We start from the raw sequence: 13,719 nt of genomic DNA, 5'->3' as shown, positions 1-13,719 counted from the left end.
GTTCCTTCGCGGGAACCGGCCCTTTTCATAGGGTGCCTGGACCCGCCGGTTTGGCTAGGTGCAGATCTTCCTCACGAATGGCCATGGGCACACTGGGCAGGTGATAAATGTCGGTCACCCCGGTGCTGCGCAGCACGGTCCAGACGGGGTCCTGCTCAGAGATGACCGTCTTCAGGCTGAAGATATGCGGCCCCAGCACCATGAAACCAAAACCCAGCGAGCCGAGTTGCATTCGGTTGCGAATGTCCATGCCGATGGGCCGCGCCATGCTGATGCCCATCTCCTTGGAGCTTGCTTGCAGCGTCCGGATGAAGGTGGTCATCATCGTGGTAAATCCATGGCCAAACTTACCATCAAAAGCGGGCTCATACGGATACTCCTGAGACTCATGACCGCGCGTGGAAGGATATCCAAAATAAGCGATGCCGGATTCATGGCGGCCGCCTTCCTTGGCCCGCATGTAAGGGCAGGGGATAAACAGCCCTGCAAAGCCGCATTGCCGGTAGCTGCCCAGACTGTGGGCGATGAGCATCGAATGCGCCTGGTAGGAAACGCGGCTTTGGGCTTCATCACAGTCCACCGGCTGTTGTTTCACCCCACGAAGTTCCGCCTCACCGCACTGCATCACCAGTCCATAGTCCGCCCCCTTTTGCGTGCTGGCATAGCGCACCGCTCCAAACGGCAGGAATTCCCGAACCGCCCGCAGCAGTTCCAAAGTCGGCTCGTGTAGGTAAACGTCGCCCTGGGGTGTTTGCACAGTCTTCATGGGATAAAGAATAGGAGCAGCGGTCAGTGTGTATAAAATCGGCGATCCGGGGCTATACGCCACCGCTTTGTCGTAGCAGATCCCCTCACCAGGCATAAAAAAACGGGCTGCCCTCGCGGACAGCCCGTTTTGAATTTCTAAACGCAGGCTTACTTGAAGAACAGCGGGATCACCAGGATCGCCAGCACGTTCACCACCTTTATCATCGGGTTCACCGCAGGACCGGAGGTGTCTTTATAGGGGTCGCCTACGGTATCACCCGTGACCGCTGCGGCGTGTGCGAAGCTGCCCTTGCCGCCATGGTGGCCTTCTTCGACATACTTCTTGGCATTGTCCCAGGCACCGCCGGAGCTTGTCATGGCAATGCCGACAAACAGGCCTGTCACGATCGTTCCGATCAGCAAGCCGCCGAGGGCTTCTTTACCCAGGAAGGCGACGCCGACCACAAAAACGATGGGCAGCAGCGCCGGGACGATCATCTGGCGCAGGGCGGCTTTCGTCACGATGTCCACGCACTGGCCGTACTCGGGCACGTCCTGGCCGGTCAGAATTCCCGGCTTAAGCTGAATCTGACGGCGGACTTCGCGAACAACAGCGCCGGCCGCATTGCCCACGGCATCCATGCCAAAGGCGGTGAACAAGTAAGGCAGCAGTCCGCCGATGAACATGCCGATGATGACCTGCGGGTTCATGAGGTCAAAGGCGATGGTGTCCAGCTTCAAGAAGGCTTTGAGTTCCTCCACATAAGAGCCAAACAGCACCATGGCGGCCAGACCGGCGGAGGCGATGGCGTAACCTTTGGTCACGGCCTTCATCGTGTTGCCTACTGCGTCCAGATCGTCCGTGATCTTGCGCACTTCATCCGGCAGGCCGGACATCACCGCGATGCCACCGGCATTGTCGGTGATGGGTCCGAAAGCGTCCAGGGAGATGATGATGCCGCTCAGGCTGAGCATGGAGACCACGGCGATGGCGATGCCATACAGCCCGCCCAGTTCCCAGCAACCCCAGATGGATGCGGCGATGGCCAGCACCGGCAGGAGCGTGGCGTGATGGCCGACGCTGATGCCGGCGATGATGTTAGTGGCGTGACCTGTTTCAGATGCCTTGGCAATCCGGCGCACAGGCGCATGGGCGGTGCTGGTGAAGTAGTTGGTGATCCAGACGACGACAAATGTCAGCACGATGCCGATCAGAGCGCAGTAAAACAACTCGTTGGAAGAGACTGTCTTGCCTGCCATGACAATGGCCTCGGGGAACATGGCATCCGTGGCCCATTTAAAGAGGCCTGCGGAAACGATACCTGCGACGGCCACACCGCTCACCAGGGAGGCGGTGGCCTTCTGCTTCACAAAGTTCACCCAGCCAATGCCGAGCAGGGAGGAAAGGATGGAAAGACCGCATAGAACGAAAGGATAGGTCAGCACGGCATGATTCCCTTCGGGACCAGTGAGGTGGCCCACCAAAATGCCGCCAATTAGGCTCACGGCGTAGGTTTCAAACACGTCCGCCGCCATGCCGGCGCAGTCGCCCACATTGTCACCCACGTTGTCGGCAATGGTGGCCGGATTGCGGGGATCATCTTCGTTCAAGTTCTGCTCGATCTTGCCCACCAGATCCGCGCCGACATCGGCCGCCTTGGTGTAGATACCGCCACCCAGACGGGCGAACACAGAGATGAGGGAACTGCCGAGAGCCAGGCCGATGAGGGCATCGATGGCGGCTTTGGCACCGGCCATTTTTTCCACCGCGATGTAGAAAACGCCGACGGAAAGCAGTCCCAGGGCCACCACCAGCAGGCCTGTCACCGCCCCGCCGTTAAAGGCCACCTTCAACGCCGGGTGGGAACCAATGCTGGCCGCCCAGGCGGTGCGAACGTTAGCCCGCACGGCGATCATCATGCCGATATATCCGGCCACCATGGAGCAGACAGCACCGACGACAAAACCTGCGCTGGCCAGGCTACCCCGGGTGAACCAGACGACGACGAGGACCACGATGGCGATGAGACTGACGGCGCGGATCTGCCGATTTAGGTAGGCTTTTGCTCCCTGCTGGATGGCATCGCCAATCACGGCCATCCTGTCGTTGCCCGGAGAACAGGCCAGGATTTGACGGATGAGCAGGACGGCAAATGCCAGTCCTAGCACGGCGAGCGCGATGGACAACAGGATGCCTTGGTCGAGAAGGAACGAGTTCATGGGAGTATGTCTAAAAAACCGGTGGTTGGGCCGGGGGATAAAGCGCGCGAGTCTAGCGGTTGCCTTTTGTATGGCAACAGCCTTTTCACGCAACTGTTGTTGATCCATGCTGAAGCACCCAATCCTCCAGGCAAGTTCCTGGTTGACTCCGCACTCCCGCCTGACCACTGAGCACGTTCCTTTTCCATGCCCCGCGAATACACCCTGCACACTGCCGCCCCCCATGCTGCTTCCCGCATTGATTATCAGGCGGAGCTGAATGAGCAGCAGTATGCCGCCGTCACCGCCCCTCCGGGACAGACACTGGTCATCGCCGGAGCTGGTTCTGGAAAAACCCGCACGCTGACCTATCGCGTAGCCTGGCTGCTGGACAATGGCGTCCTGCCGGAGCAGATCCTCCTGCTGACCTTCACCAACAAAGCCGCGCGGGAGATGCTGGAGCGCGTCACCTCCCTGGTTCCGCTGGACACGCAACGGCTCTGGAGCGGCACCTTCCACAGCATCGGCAACAAACTGCTGCGCTGGAATGCTGAGCGCCTGGGCTATCGCAAAGGCTTCTCCATCATGGATCGTGAGGACCAGAAGGACCTCATGGAGACCGTGATCGGCAGCAGCGGCATTGACACTACCGGTTTCCGTTTCCCCAAAGCGGAGGTCGTGGGAGACATCTTTTCCATGGCTGACAATACCAGCACCCGGCTGGAGGAAATCATCCTGACCCGTTATCCATACTTCGAAAAAATCACCGAGCAGCTCCTCCTCATCCGCAAGCTCTACCAGCAAAAGAAGGTCGAAACCAACTGCATGGATTTCGACGACCTGCTCACCCAGTCCGTCCGGCTCTTGCAGGAAAACGAGGATCTTCAAGAACGCTACCGTAGCCAGTTTGAATTCGTCCTGGTGGATGAATACCAGGACACCAACAGCCTCCAATGCAATTTCATTGAGCTGCTCACCGGCCGTGATGGCAACCTGATGGTCGTAGGGGATGATGCGCAGTCCATTTACTCCTGGCGCGGGGCGGATGTGAAAAATATCCTGGAATTCCACGAATACTGGCCCCGGGCCACGGTGCATAAAGTGGAGGTCAACTATCGCAGCGTGCCAGAGGTCTTGGAGCTGGCCAATGCCTCCATCGCCAATAACCACACCCAGATCCGCAAAAACCTCCAGCCCGCCCGCCCGCTCAAGAACCAGCTTCCGGCACTCGTGCCTCTGGACAATGGCAGCGCCCAGGCCTCCTTCATCGCCCAGCGCATCCTTGAGCTTCAGGACGAGGGCGTTGAGCTCAATGAGGTCGCCGTCATCTATCGCGCCCATTTCCACAGCATGGAAATCCAGATGGAGCTGACCAACCGAGGTATCCCGTTCCAGATCACCAGCGGCCTGCGCTTCTTTGAGCAGGCCCATGTCAAAGACGTGGCTGCGTTCATGAAATTCGCCGTCAACCGCCGGGATGAGGTAAGCTTCATGCGCATGGTGAAGCTCATCCCCGGCATCGGCGGAGCCAGCGCCACCAAGGTCTGGAACGAATGGCTGAAAAGCGATGCCGCCCAGGCCGAGGTGATGACCGGCAAGTTCTCCGATCTGCTGATACCCATGTCCGTCCCGAAGAAGTCCCGCGAGACCTGGGACCAGTTCGCCTATACCCTGGATGAGCTCATCGTGGACGGCAAGGTCGCCACTCCGCCGGAGATGATCCGCAGCATCTATGACGGCGTGTATGAGGAATACATGAAGTCCAAATTTAAAAATGCCGAGCAGCGCCAGCAGGACCTGGAGCAGCTCAGCAACTACAGCGTGCGGTTTACGGATCCGCTGGAATTCCTCAGCCAGCTCTCCCTGCTCAGCGGCGTGGATACGGACAACAAGCCGGACCAGCAGACCCAGGACCGTGATGCCGTCACCCTCACCACCGCCCACCAGGCCAAAGGGCTGGAGTGGCACACGGTCTTCGCCGTCTGGATGGCCGACGGCATGTTCCCCCATGCCCGCGCCGTTGAGGAAAGCGACGCCGGCCTGGAGGAAGAACGCCGCCTGTTTTATGTCACCGTCACCCGCGCCAAGGATGAGCTCTACCTCACCTATCCGCTCATCAACCACCAAGCCCGCGATGGCGACATCCTCATGAAACCCAGCCGCTTCATCACCGAGCTGCCCATGGAGCTGATGGAAAAATGGAACGTGCGCAGCGGCTGGTAAAAGCGCACGCTGAGCCGGCGCTGACATCCCCTGGGCCCCATCGGACCTCAGCCAGCAGCCCTCACCGCTTGCATCTCCGCTCTCGCCTCTTCCTGCACGCTCCGCCATAGTGGAGGTGGCCACTGGCAAAGTCATCGGCCAATGTCACAGGCAGCACCGTCATCAGGAGTTTTTGCACTTCCTCAAAAAGATAGACGCCTCCGTTCCCGCCGGCATGGAGATCCATCTGGTGATGGACAACTACGCGAAGCACAAATCCCCAAAGTGGAAAAGTGGTTCAAATCGCGCCCGCGCTATCTTCTGCACTTACGTCAATGAATGGGGGACGTATCGTACACGATGACACGCTCGAAGAAGGGTTTGCAGATGTCCACGAAGCGTTTGTGCTTGGGGCATTCGGCCTGGTAGAAGTTGTGGTCTTCGAGGTTCTTGAAGTGGAGGGTCAGGGAGTAGCTGAAGGTGTGATCGGTGACAGGGCGCTCGTCGGTGGGGGCGGGCTTGCCGACAAAGCCATGCTCGAGGTAATCAATGGTTTTGAGGGCGATGAGCTCGTTCTCAAAGGTTTCGACCTGTCCGGCGCTGAGGTCCTGTTTCAGCCAGAAATAAACGTTGTGAATCATGGTGGCGGCATGATGGCACGGAGTGGATGGGGGCGTCAATCAGCAAGGGACTTTATCCACCGGTGAGGAGACGCGGGAAAGGATTATTTGGGGGCGGTTTTGGGAGCGGGCTCCAGGGGTCTTTTTTCAAAGGTGGTGAACCGGGCCAGGCCGTAAAAATAACCGGCGACGCTGCCTAGGAGGAGCAGGAAGGCCACCATGGGCCAGAAGCCTGGAAGCCAGGGCGGGGAAAGGCGGCGGCGGCGGGACATGGTGGGTATGATGGCGAGGATGCGAAAAGGGAAAGTGAAAAGGTGGAGGGAGGATGGCGGGTGGGTGAGGGGTGAGGTCGGGGAGGAGGATGGCGGCTGCGCCGCGAGGAGGAGGGCAGCGCGGGCAGGTGCGAAGCCGCGAAGCGAATGCCCGTGGTACTTTTTTTAGCGGAAGAGGGTGCCGAGTTTTTTGCCGAGGAGGAGGGCGGCGCCGGTGAGGGTGATGGTGAGGAAGAGCATGGCCCAGACGCCGAGGGCGGAGGCGAGGCTGGGGCCGTTCCCGAGGGCCATGACGAGGAAGTAGATGGCTTTTGTGATGGGGAAGTGGGCGGACTGCTGGGCGAGGATCATGGAATCGCTGACCTCCAGCATGGCGAAGGCGAAGGCGAGGAGGCTGCCGGCGAGGAGATGCGGGGTGATGAGCGGGAGGGTGATGCGCCAGAGGGCGCGCTCAGGAGTGGCACCGAGGTTGCGGGCGGCTTCTTCCAGGGCGGGATTCACCTGCTGGAAGCCGGCGGTGGCGGAGCGGACGATGAAGGGGAGGCGGCGGACGGCGTAGGCGATGACGAGGATGAGGAAGGGATTTTCACCGAGGATGAGCCAGTCGAACGGCTGGCCGGGGCGGGTCATGGCCAGGTAGCCGAAGGCGAGGACGACGCCGGGGACGGCGAGCGGCAGCATGGCCATAGCATCCAAAATCTGGCGGCCGAAGAGGCGGGTGCGGACATTGACGTAGGCGACGCCGACGCCCAGGACGAGGGCGAAGGCGATGGCGAGGACGGAGTATTTGAGGCTGTTGGCGATGGAGCTGAGGGTGAGCTCGTGGCCGAGCGCCTCGCTGTAATGGTCCAGGGTGTAGGCCTGGGGGAGGACGGTGGCGTACCAGTCGTCCGCGAAGCTGAGGAGGACGACGCCGAGGTGGGGGATGATGGCGAGGAAGGTGACGGCGAGGAAGGCGAGGGAGCAGAGCAGGCCGAGGCCGTAAGGGAGGCGGGTGGTGGTGCGGGCGGTGGTGGCGCGGCCGCCGCCGGTGGCATCGGCCCGGCCGAAGAGGAGCTTGCCAAAGGTGTAAAAAAGGGTGCTGAAAAAGAGCAGGACGACCACGAGGGCATAGGGGAAGGGATTGTCACTGAGGTCATTCAGGGAGCGGAAGATCTGCACGGAGGTGACGCGGTCGAAGTCAAAGACGAGGGGGACGCCCAGCTCGGTGAAGGCCCAGACGAAAACGAGGGTGCCGCCGGCAAAGATGCCGGGCATGATGAGGGGCAGGGTGATGCGCCAGAAACGCTGGAAGGGCGGGCAGCCGAGGCTGGCGGCGGCCTCCTCCATGGCGGGGTCCAGATTGGCCAGGGCGGCGGCGACGTTCAGATACAGGATGGGATAAAGATGCAGCACCTGAATGATGATGATGCCGGACATCTGCCCCTGGCCGAGCCAGTCGGTGGGGTGCAGGGGGTCCATGAAATCGAGGTCTATGAGCAGGGCATTCAGGGCGCCGGACTGGCCGAGGATGGCCTTGATGCCGATGGCGCCGACGAAGGGCGGCAGGACGAGGGGGGTGAGGGCGAGGCTGTTGAGCAGCGTTTTCCCAGGAAAGGCATACCTAACAAAAAAGATGGCAAGCGGCAGGGAGATGAGCAGGCAGCCGAGGGTGGTCCAGAGGGCGATGAGGAAGGAATTGAAAAGGCCCTCGCGATACAAAGGATTCATGAAGACCTCGAAGACGAACTCCATCGTGAAATGGTGGTCGGGCGTCATGAAGGCCAGCTCCACGGTGGTCCAGATGGGCCAGGCGAAGAAGCAGCCGAAGAAGACGGCCATGATGCCGAACATGAAGATGGCGACGGTGCGTGACATGGCGTGGGAGGGAGCGCGGGCGGAAGCGGATGCGGGTGCGGGAAACTGAAAGTGAAGCTGAAGCTGGGGTGTGCGTTTTATTCGCCTTTTTTGGCCAGGTGGAGGGAGAGCTCGTAATTGTGGCGGAAGTCTTCGCCCAGGGTGCGGGCCAGGCGGGTCTCGGCCACTTTGTCACGGGCGCGGACGGTTTTGGTGATGCTGCCGAGGGCGGTCTCGTAACGGACGCTGTTGAGCTCATCAAAGGCCTCGGTGGCGCGGGGCGGCTGGCCGGTCTGGATGAGGGTTTTCCAGGCGGTTTTCTGCTCGCTGTGGGTATCCACACACATGACGCGGATGAGGAAACGCAGGGTGCTGAAGGCGGCGGCGGTCCACTCCGGATGATAGGTGAAGGCTTTGGCCTTTTCATACGGCAGCTCATCGGGGTCGCTCATGTGGGCGAGGTGCTCCGGGGTGTAAAAATCCTGGCGCGCGGCGAGGCGGCGCAGGGCGCTGCGGGCGGGTCCGCCGGGTGTGCCGGTGCGGTAGGACCAGATCTTCTGCCCGGCATCGCTGAGCACAAACTCGATGAAGGCGGTGGCCAGCTCGGAATCCGGTGCGCCACGGAACAGGCCGATGGGATCCACGCTGACGGAACTGCCACCGACGGGCATGATGAAACGGACACGGGAGCTGCCATCGGCGCGGCGGGTTTCCTCCTCAGTGGAGCGGCCGTAGTAGTCTATGCACATGCCGGCGGCGGCATCGCCACGGGCGACGTCCAGGGGGATCTTGCTGGAGCTGTCGCTGAAGTAGCGGGCATTGGCGCTGATGCGCTGGATGAGATTGAGCCCGCTGCGCCAGCCGGTGCGGATGGCGGCGGCTTCGATCTCAGCGGGTGTTTTGAGCTGGCCGGGATTTGCGGTGAGGCGCTGGAGGGCCTCCTGCATCTCCTGCTGGATGAGCATTTCAAAGGCCTTGGTGGCGGTGGCGCTGCGGCCGGGATCAGCGAGGGCGAGCTGGCCGAAGAGGCGCGGATCGGCCAGGTCGCGCCATTGGGTGGGCTCTTTTTCAATGCCGAGACGCTTCAGGACATCGCGGTTGTACACGATGCCGAAGCTGGACAGGCAGCAGGCCACCCAGCGGTCCTTGGAGTCGCGAAAGGGCTCGCCGCTGACCATTTCGGGAATGCCTTTATCGCTGAACCAGGACGGGTGTTTTTGCCTGAGCGCGGCGATGCCGGTGCCAGACTGGTTTTGAGCCACGAGGGTGCCGGCCTCGGCCTGCATCTGGAGGTCATAGGCCCCGCCTCCAAAGAAGATGTCCACGCCGATGCCGACGCTGGAATCGAGGAAGGCTTTCCGGGCGGGATCGGCTGCCGGTGTCTTGGGGCTCATGAAATTCTGCGCGATGGCCGAGGTCCATGGCTGACCGGTCTGACGGGTCCAATGCTGCTGAAAGGCGGCACTGTATTCGGACTTCAGCATGACGGCGATTTCGGAGGTGCCGCCGGGCACGCGCCAGTCCATGGCGACGGTCTGGCCGGTTTTTTCCTTCCAGTGGCGGACGAAGGCCTGGCCGAATTCGGAACGCAGGCGCTCCGGGTGCGGGGTGAGGATGACGAGGCGGCGGTCGGCCCCGGAGGAAGAGGTGGACTGGGCGGGCTTCAGCAGGAAGGGCGTGAGCAGAGTGATGAGCAGCGCCCCGACGATGACGAGCTCCTTGCGCCAGCGTTTGTGAAAGTGAGGAGCGGCGTCTTTTGACATCTGGCTATCCAAGCGGATGGCGGGGCAGAGGGCAATCTGGCTTTTGGCACGACGGGCATATTTTTTGCTGGGCAGGATTCTAAAATAGACTTTTTTTCGTCATCGCCAGCGATGCACTTTTGACCCATTTTACCATCATGCCAACGCCAGACAATCAGCATGACATTGACATCGCCAAGGTGAGCCAACGGTCCCGTGACATTGAGGACAAGCTGCCGAAGCTGCGTCACTGGGCCGAGCAGGGGAAGCTGATCCTGGAACTGGTGAAGGATTACTGGGCCGGGCGGTACCGGGAGGTACCATACTGGGTCATCAGCACGGCGGCGCTGGCGCTGCTATATGTGCTGAATCCGGCGGATATCATTCCGGATGTGCTGCTGGGCGTGGGCTATCTGGATGATGCGGCGATCCTGGCTTTTTGTCTGAAGCTGATCGAGCGGGAACTGCAGAAGTACAAGGACTGGAAGGCGGCGAATTCTGGCGGCAAGGGCAACGGGGTGATCATTGATGTGCCTTGAGCTGGAGGGGGAGGGGTGCGAACAAAAGCACGCGACGGAATCCTCCATGGCTGAAAGCTGGCCATACGGGGCAAGTCTGTGGTATTTCAGCCGTATTGTTTATTGTTATCTGACCCATGAAACCGATGGACCCCACTGCCCATGCCCTGAGTGTGAACCGGCGCGCGTTTTTGACGCAGTCGGCCTATGGTCTGGGGGGCATGGCGCTGGCCGGGCTGGCTCAGCAGGCGCAAGGCGACGTGGCGGGAGCGATGTTGCGACCGCATCTGCCGGTGAAGGCGAAGCGGGTGATCTTTCTCTGCATGGCTGGCGGGCCGTCGCATCTGGAGACCTTTGACTGGAAGCCGAAGCTGAAGGAGTTGGATGGCAAGCCCTTCCCGGCCTCCTTTACCCAGGGGCAGCAACTGGCGCAGCTGCAGGGGGCGGAGCTGACGGCGCGGGGGGCGTTTTGCGGCTTCAAGAAATGGGGGCAGAGCGGGCAGGAGATTTCGGAGTTGTTCCCGCACATCGGCAGCGTGGCGGATGATCTGTGCATCGTCCGCTCCATGCAGACGGAGCAGATCAATCATGACACGGCGCATGCCTTTATGAACACGGGCAGCATCATCAAGGGGCGACCCAGCATGGGCTCATGGCTGCTGTATGGGCTGGGCTGTGAGACGAGTGATCTGCCGGGATTTGTGGTGCTGACCTCGGCGGGGAAAACCGGGCAGCAGCCGGTGTCGGCGCGGCAGTGGTCGGCGGGCATCCTGCCCAGCAAGTACCAGGGCATCCAGTTTCAGGCCAAGGGCCAGCCGGTGCATTACCTGGGCAGCCCGGAGGGCGTTTGCCAGAGCACGCAGCGGCAGGTGGTCGAGGAGGTGAAACGGCTGAACGGGATGCTGGCAGAGGAGAAGCTGGACCCGGAGATCCAGACGCGCATCGCCCAGTATGAGATGGCTTTTAAGATGCAGGCCAGCGTACCTGAGCTGACGGATCTGAAGAGCGAGCCGCAACATATCCTGGACCTCTATGGGGTCAAGGAGCCGGGGGACGGGAGCTTCGCCTCCAACTGCCTGCTGGCCCGCCGCATGGCGGAGCGCGGGGTGCGGATGATCCAGCTCTACCACCGCGCCTGGGACCACCATGGCGGCATTGAGGCGGGCATGACGACTTCCGCTTTGGATGTGGACCGGGCGACGGCGGGGCTGATCAAGGACCTGAAACAACGCGGCATGCTGGAGGACACGCTGATCCTGTGGGGCGGTGAATTTGGCCGTACGCCGATGGGCCAGGGCACGGGGCGGGACCATCACATCCTGGCCTTCAATGTCTTCATGGCCGGTGGCGGGGTGAAGCCGGGCTTCAGCTACGGGGCCACGGATGAGCTTGGCTACCGGGCGGTGGAGGATGTGGTGCATGTGCATGACCTGCACACGACGATGCTGCACCTGCTGGGCATTGATCACAAACGGCTGACGGTGAAATTCCAGGGCCTGGATGTGCGGCTGACGGGAGTGGCGGGAAATTTAGTGAAGAAGCTGATCGCCTGATCTTTACATCCGTAGCGGTTCGGCGTCAGTATCCTGTTCATGCTGTGGCGCATTCTATCGGCGGTCATTGTGCTCTTTTGGGCGGTGATGACCGGGCTCATTATCCGGGACACGTATTTCCCGGACCATTCGCGCTTTGCGGTGGTGCCGCCGAGGTTTGTGTTTGACCTCTTTTTGACGGAGGCGGCGGCGTTTAACAACACGCTGCACCTTTACCGGGAGAAGGAGAAGATCGGCCACACGACTTTTACGATCCGGCGGGACGGGGACGAGGCCGCGCCGCCGGTGTATGCGGTCCTGGCCTCCGGCGTGGTGGATCTGCAGGCGGGAAAAAAGGCGGGTCATGACCTCAGCTTCCGCTTGAACGGAGAACTGGCGGACGCGGAGCGCTGGACCAGCCTCGACCTGGAGGTGAAATCCATCTCTGCCGACACGCTGGCCACGATCAGTTGGAAAGAGGGGAACAAATTACCGGCCATTGAGGTTAAGAAGGGCGGGCAACTGGTGATGAACACACAGTTTATCCAGACGATGATGGCCATGAAAGGGGCCTTTGACGGCGGGGAGACGGACTGGCTGGCCCAGCTATCCCAAGTGCAGCAGCAGGCCAAAAGTGTGCCGCTCACCGCGCGGGAAGGTCTGATGGATCTGGCTGGCAAGCAGCGTCGTTGTTATATTGTCACCCTGGAGATCATGCAGATGGAGGAAATCCGGCTGTATTTTACGGAGGCGGGGGAGCTGGCACGCATCGAGCTGCCCCAGGGATACCGGTTCATCGAACCAATGATGCACGGACTGGAACGGGGGATGAATACCCTGGAGTGAACTGCCGCAGACTTGCGCGGGAGGGAAGAATGCGGCTTAACTTGGGTCCATGCCCGCCCTGCCGTTCATCAATGAACCTCATCCTCTGCTGCCGCCAATTGACCGCCTGTATCGGGCGGAGGAGATCAATGCGTTTGGCAAGGACCGGGGAGCGGCATTTTATGAAACCTGCCACCTGTATGCGCAGAGCTTGTGGAGGATCGGTTTTCCGGCCAAGTGCATCCTGCTGCTGAACCGGGCGCTGTCTTCCCCCATGCCGGGCACGGAACCGGTTTTTCAAAAGCTGCCGTTGCCTTATCAGGCAATGGCCTGGCTGCTGATTCACCGGCCGGAGGGGCAGTTCATCGGCAATCCGCGCCGCCACTGGCAGCACCTGGCCACGCGCATGGTGGAGCCGCATAAGGAGCTGCGAACCTGGCGAGCCTGGGCCTGCTGGTATCTGGCCAAGGAGATCCTGCCGGAGGCGGAGTATCCGGCGGACCTTGAGCAGATCCGTGAGGAGGGTGTGGTGGAGCCGATGCATGCGGACATTGTGGCCAATCTGACCCGCCTGTCCCCGGCAGATGACCTGGCGCGGTGGCAGGCGGCGCTGGCGTGGACACATCATCAGTTAGGCCATGCTGCACGGCAGACGTTGCCGGTGCGGGTGCGCCGCATTGGCGAGGATGAACTGCCGGTGGTGCAGAAGCTGGGGCATCAAATTTGGAGGAAGTATTACCCGGCCATCATCTCTGAGGCTCAGATCGAGTACATGCTGAGCGTGTGGTATCAGCCGGCTGCGATGGCCCGGGAGATGCAGTCGCGCGACACCTGGTTTGCCTTGATCGAGGTGGAATCTCACGGGCCGGTTGGCTACCTTTCCTTTGAGAAGTATCCGGGGGAGGTGCTGTTCATCAACAAGCTGTATGTGCAGCCGGACATGCATGGTCATGGCGTGGGCGCGGCGGCTTTGAAATGGACGTATGATCGGGCTGCGGAGCTGGGCTGCCGCAGTGTGCAACTGCGCGTGAACAAGCGCAATGCGACGGCCATCCGTGCCTATCAGCGGGCGGGATTCCGTTTTGTGGAGGACGTATGCTCAGACATCGGGAACGGTTTTGTGATGGATGATTTCCGGATGGAGAAGATGCTGTGAAGCCAGATTCCGCGATTGATCACGGCATCGGCTGTAAATCCCGCCCGCATGCGGATCGGCATCTCCGAGG

Annotated in this window: 11 protein-coding genes and 1 pseudogene; 6 read left to right on the top strand and 6 right to left on the bottom strand. The window is 61.0% G+C overall.

Annotated features, from left to right (window positions below):
* Positions 1–25: 25 nt before the first annotated feature.
* Together WJU23_RS11855 and WJU23_RS11850 are read right to left on the bottom strand one after the other, a co-directional pair.
* A complete protein-coding gene (locus tag WJU23_RS11855) occupies positions 26–766 on the bottom strand; it encodes a hypothetical protein (protein ID WP_346332784.1) in 741 nt (246 codons plus the stop codon).
* A gap of 149 nt (positions 767–915) precedes the next feature.
* Positions 916–2,967, bottom strand: a complete 2,052-nt coding sequence (locus tag WJU23_RS11850) for a sodium-translocating pyrophosphatase (RefSeq protein WP_346332783.1) — start codon at positions 2,965–2,967, stop codon at positions 916–918.
* A 186-nt stretch (positions 2,968–3,153) separates the two neighbouring features.
* On the opposite strand from WJU23_RS11850, the gene WJU23_RS11845 reads away from it, so the two are divergent.
* Complete coding sequence (locus WJU23_RS11845) at positions 3,154–5,169, top strand: ATP-dependent helicase (RefSeq protein WP_346332782.1); 2,016 nt, start codon at positions 3,154–3,156, stop codon at positions 5,167–5,169.
* 103 nt (positions 5,170–5,272) lie between these two features.
* A pseudogene (locus WJU23_RS11840) lies at positions 5,273–5,425 on the top strand (IS630 family transposase); the annotation flags it as partial.
* Between the two features lie 55 nt (positions 5,426–5,480).
* Here the strand turns inward: WJU23_RS11840 and WJU23_RS11835 are convergent.
* The 4 genes from WJU23_RS11835 to WJU23_RS11820 all read right to left on the bottom strand — a co-directional run bounded on the left by WJU23_RS11835 (position 5,481) and on the right by WJU23_RS11820 (position 9,639).
* Positions 5,481–5,789 carry a Dabb family protein gene (locus WJU23_RS11835; RefSeq protein WP_346332781.1) on the bottom strand — a complete coding sequence of 103 codons (309 nt, stop codon included), beginning with the start codon at positions 5,787–5,789 and terminating at the stop codon, positions 5,481–5,483.
* Between the two features lie 83 nt (positions 5,790–5,872).
* The gene (locus WJU23_RS11830) at positions 5,873–6,040 is read right to left on the bottom strand and encodes a hypothetical protein (protein WP_346332780.1); all 168 of its coding nucleotides are present in this window, start codon (positions 6,038–6,040) and stop codon (positions 5,873–5,875) included.
* A 165-nt stretch (positions 6,041–6,205) separates the two neighbouring features.
* Positions 6,206–7,897: an iron ABC transporter permease gene (locus tag WJU23_RS11825; protein WP_346332779.1), complete on the bottom strand. Its 1,692-nt coding sequence runs from the start codon at positions 7,895–7,897 to the stop codon at positions 6,206–6,208.
* 77 nt (positions 7,898–7,974) lie between these two features.
* Positions 7,975–9,639 carry an extracellular solute-binding protein gene (locus WJU23_RS11820; protein ID WP_346332778.1) on the bottom strand — a complete coding sequence of 555 codons (1,665 nt, stop codon included), beginning with the start codon at positions 9,637–9,639 and terminating at the stop codon, positions 7,975–7,977.
* Between the two features lie 137 nt (positions 9,640–9,776).
* On the opposite strand from WJU23_RS11820, the gene WJU23_RS11815 reads away from it, so the two are divergent.
* The 4 genes from WJU23_RS11815 to WJU23_RS11800 all read left to right on the top strand — a co-directional run bounded on the left by WJU23_RS11815 (position 9,777) and on the right by WJU23_RS11800 (position 13,649).
* Positions 9,777–10,157, top strand: coding sequence for a YkvA family protein (locus WJU23_RS11815; RefSeq protein WP_346332777.1), 381 nt, complete (start codon positions 9,777–9,779; stop codon positions 10,155–10,157).
* Positions 10,158–10,273: 116 nt separating this feature from the next.
* On the top strand, positions 10,274–11,689 hold the full coding sequence (locus WJU23_RS11810; RefSeq protein WP_346332776.1) for a DUF1501 domain-containing protein: 1,416 nt from the start codon (positions 10,274–10,276) through the stop codon (positions 11,687–11,689).
* Between the two features lie 39 nt (positions 11,690–11,728).
* Complete coding sequence (locus WJU23_RS11805) at positions 11,729–12,514, top strand: hypothetical protein (protein WP_346332775.1); 786 nt, start codon at positions 11,729–11,731, stop codon at positions 12,512–12,514.
* A 49-nt stretch (positions 12,515–12,563) separates the two neighbouring features.
* Positions 12,564–13,649, top strand: coding sequence for a GNAT family N-acetyltransferase (locus WJU23_RS11800; RefSeq protein ID WP_346332774.1), 1,086 nt, complete (start codon positions 12,564–12,566; stop codon positions 13,647–13,649).
* Positions 13,650–13,719: the final 70 nt, after the last annotated feature.

Source organism: Prosthecobacter sp. SYSU 5D2 (assembly GCF_039655865.1).
GTDB lineage: Bacteria > Verrucomicrobiota > Verrucomicrobiia > Verrucomicrobiales > Verrucomicrobiaceae > Prosthecobacter.
The sequence above is the reverse complement of the archived record's forward strand: the minus strand, read 5'-3'. Positions and strand labels throughout refer to the sequence as shown.

What these genes read in the sequence shown, in the direction of transcription:
- WJU23_RS11855 (WP_346332784.1), bottom strand. Translation starts at nt 766, where the DNA reads ATGAAGACTGTGCAAACACCCCAGGGCGACGTTTACCTACACGAGCCG.
- WJU23_RS11850 (WP_346332783.1), bottom strand. Translation starts at nt 2,967, where the DNA reads ATGAACTCGTTCCTTCTCGACCAAGGCATCCTGTTGTCCATCGCGCTC.
- WJU23_RS11845 (WP_346332782.1), top strand. Translation starts at nt 3,154, where the DNA reads ATGCCCCGCGAATACACCCTGCACACTGCCGCCCCCCATGCTGCTTCC.
- WJU23_RS11835 (WP_346332781.1), bottom strand. Translation starts at nt 5,789, where the DNA reads ATGATTCACAACGTTTATTTCTGGCTGAAACAGGACCTCAGCGCCGGA.
- WJU23_RS11830 (WP_346332780.1), bottom strand. Translation starts at nt 6,040, where the DNA reads ATGTCCCGCCGCCGCCGCCTTTCCCCGCCCTGGCTTCCAGGCTTCTGG.
- WJU23_RS11825 (WP_346332779.1), bottom strand. Translation starts at nt 7,897, where the DNA reads ATGTCACGCACCGTCGCCATCTTCATGTTCGGCATCATGGCCGTCTTC.
- WJU23_RS11820 (WP_346332778.1), bottom strand. Translation starts at nt 9,639, where the DNA reads ATGTCAAAAGACGCCGCTCCTCACTTTCACAAACGCTGGCGCAAGGAG.
- WJU23_RS11815 (WP_346332777.1), top strand. Translation starts at nt 9,777, where the DNA reads ATGCCAACGCCAGACAATCAGCATGACATTGACATCGCCAAGGTGAGC.
- WJU23_RS11810 (WP_346332776.1), top strand. Translation starts at nt 10,274, where the DNA reads ATGAAACCGATGGACCCCACTGCCCATGCCCTGAGTGTGAACCGGCGC.
- WJU23_RS11805 (WP_346332775.1), top strand. Translation starts at nt 11,729, where the DNA reads ATGCTGTGGCGCATTCTATCGGCGGTCATTGTGCTCTTTTGGGCGGTG.
- WJU23_RS11800 (WP_346332774.1), top strand. Translation starts at nt 12,564, where the DNA reads ATGCCCGCCCTGCCGTTCATCAATGAACCTCATCCTCTGCTGCCGCCA.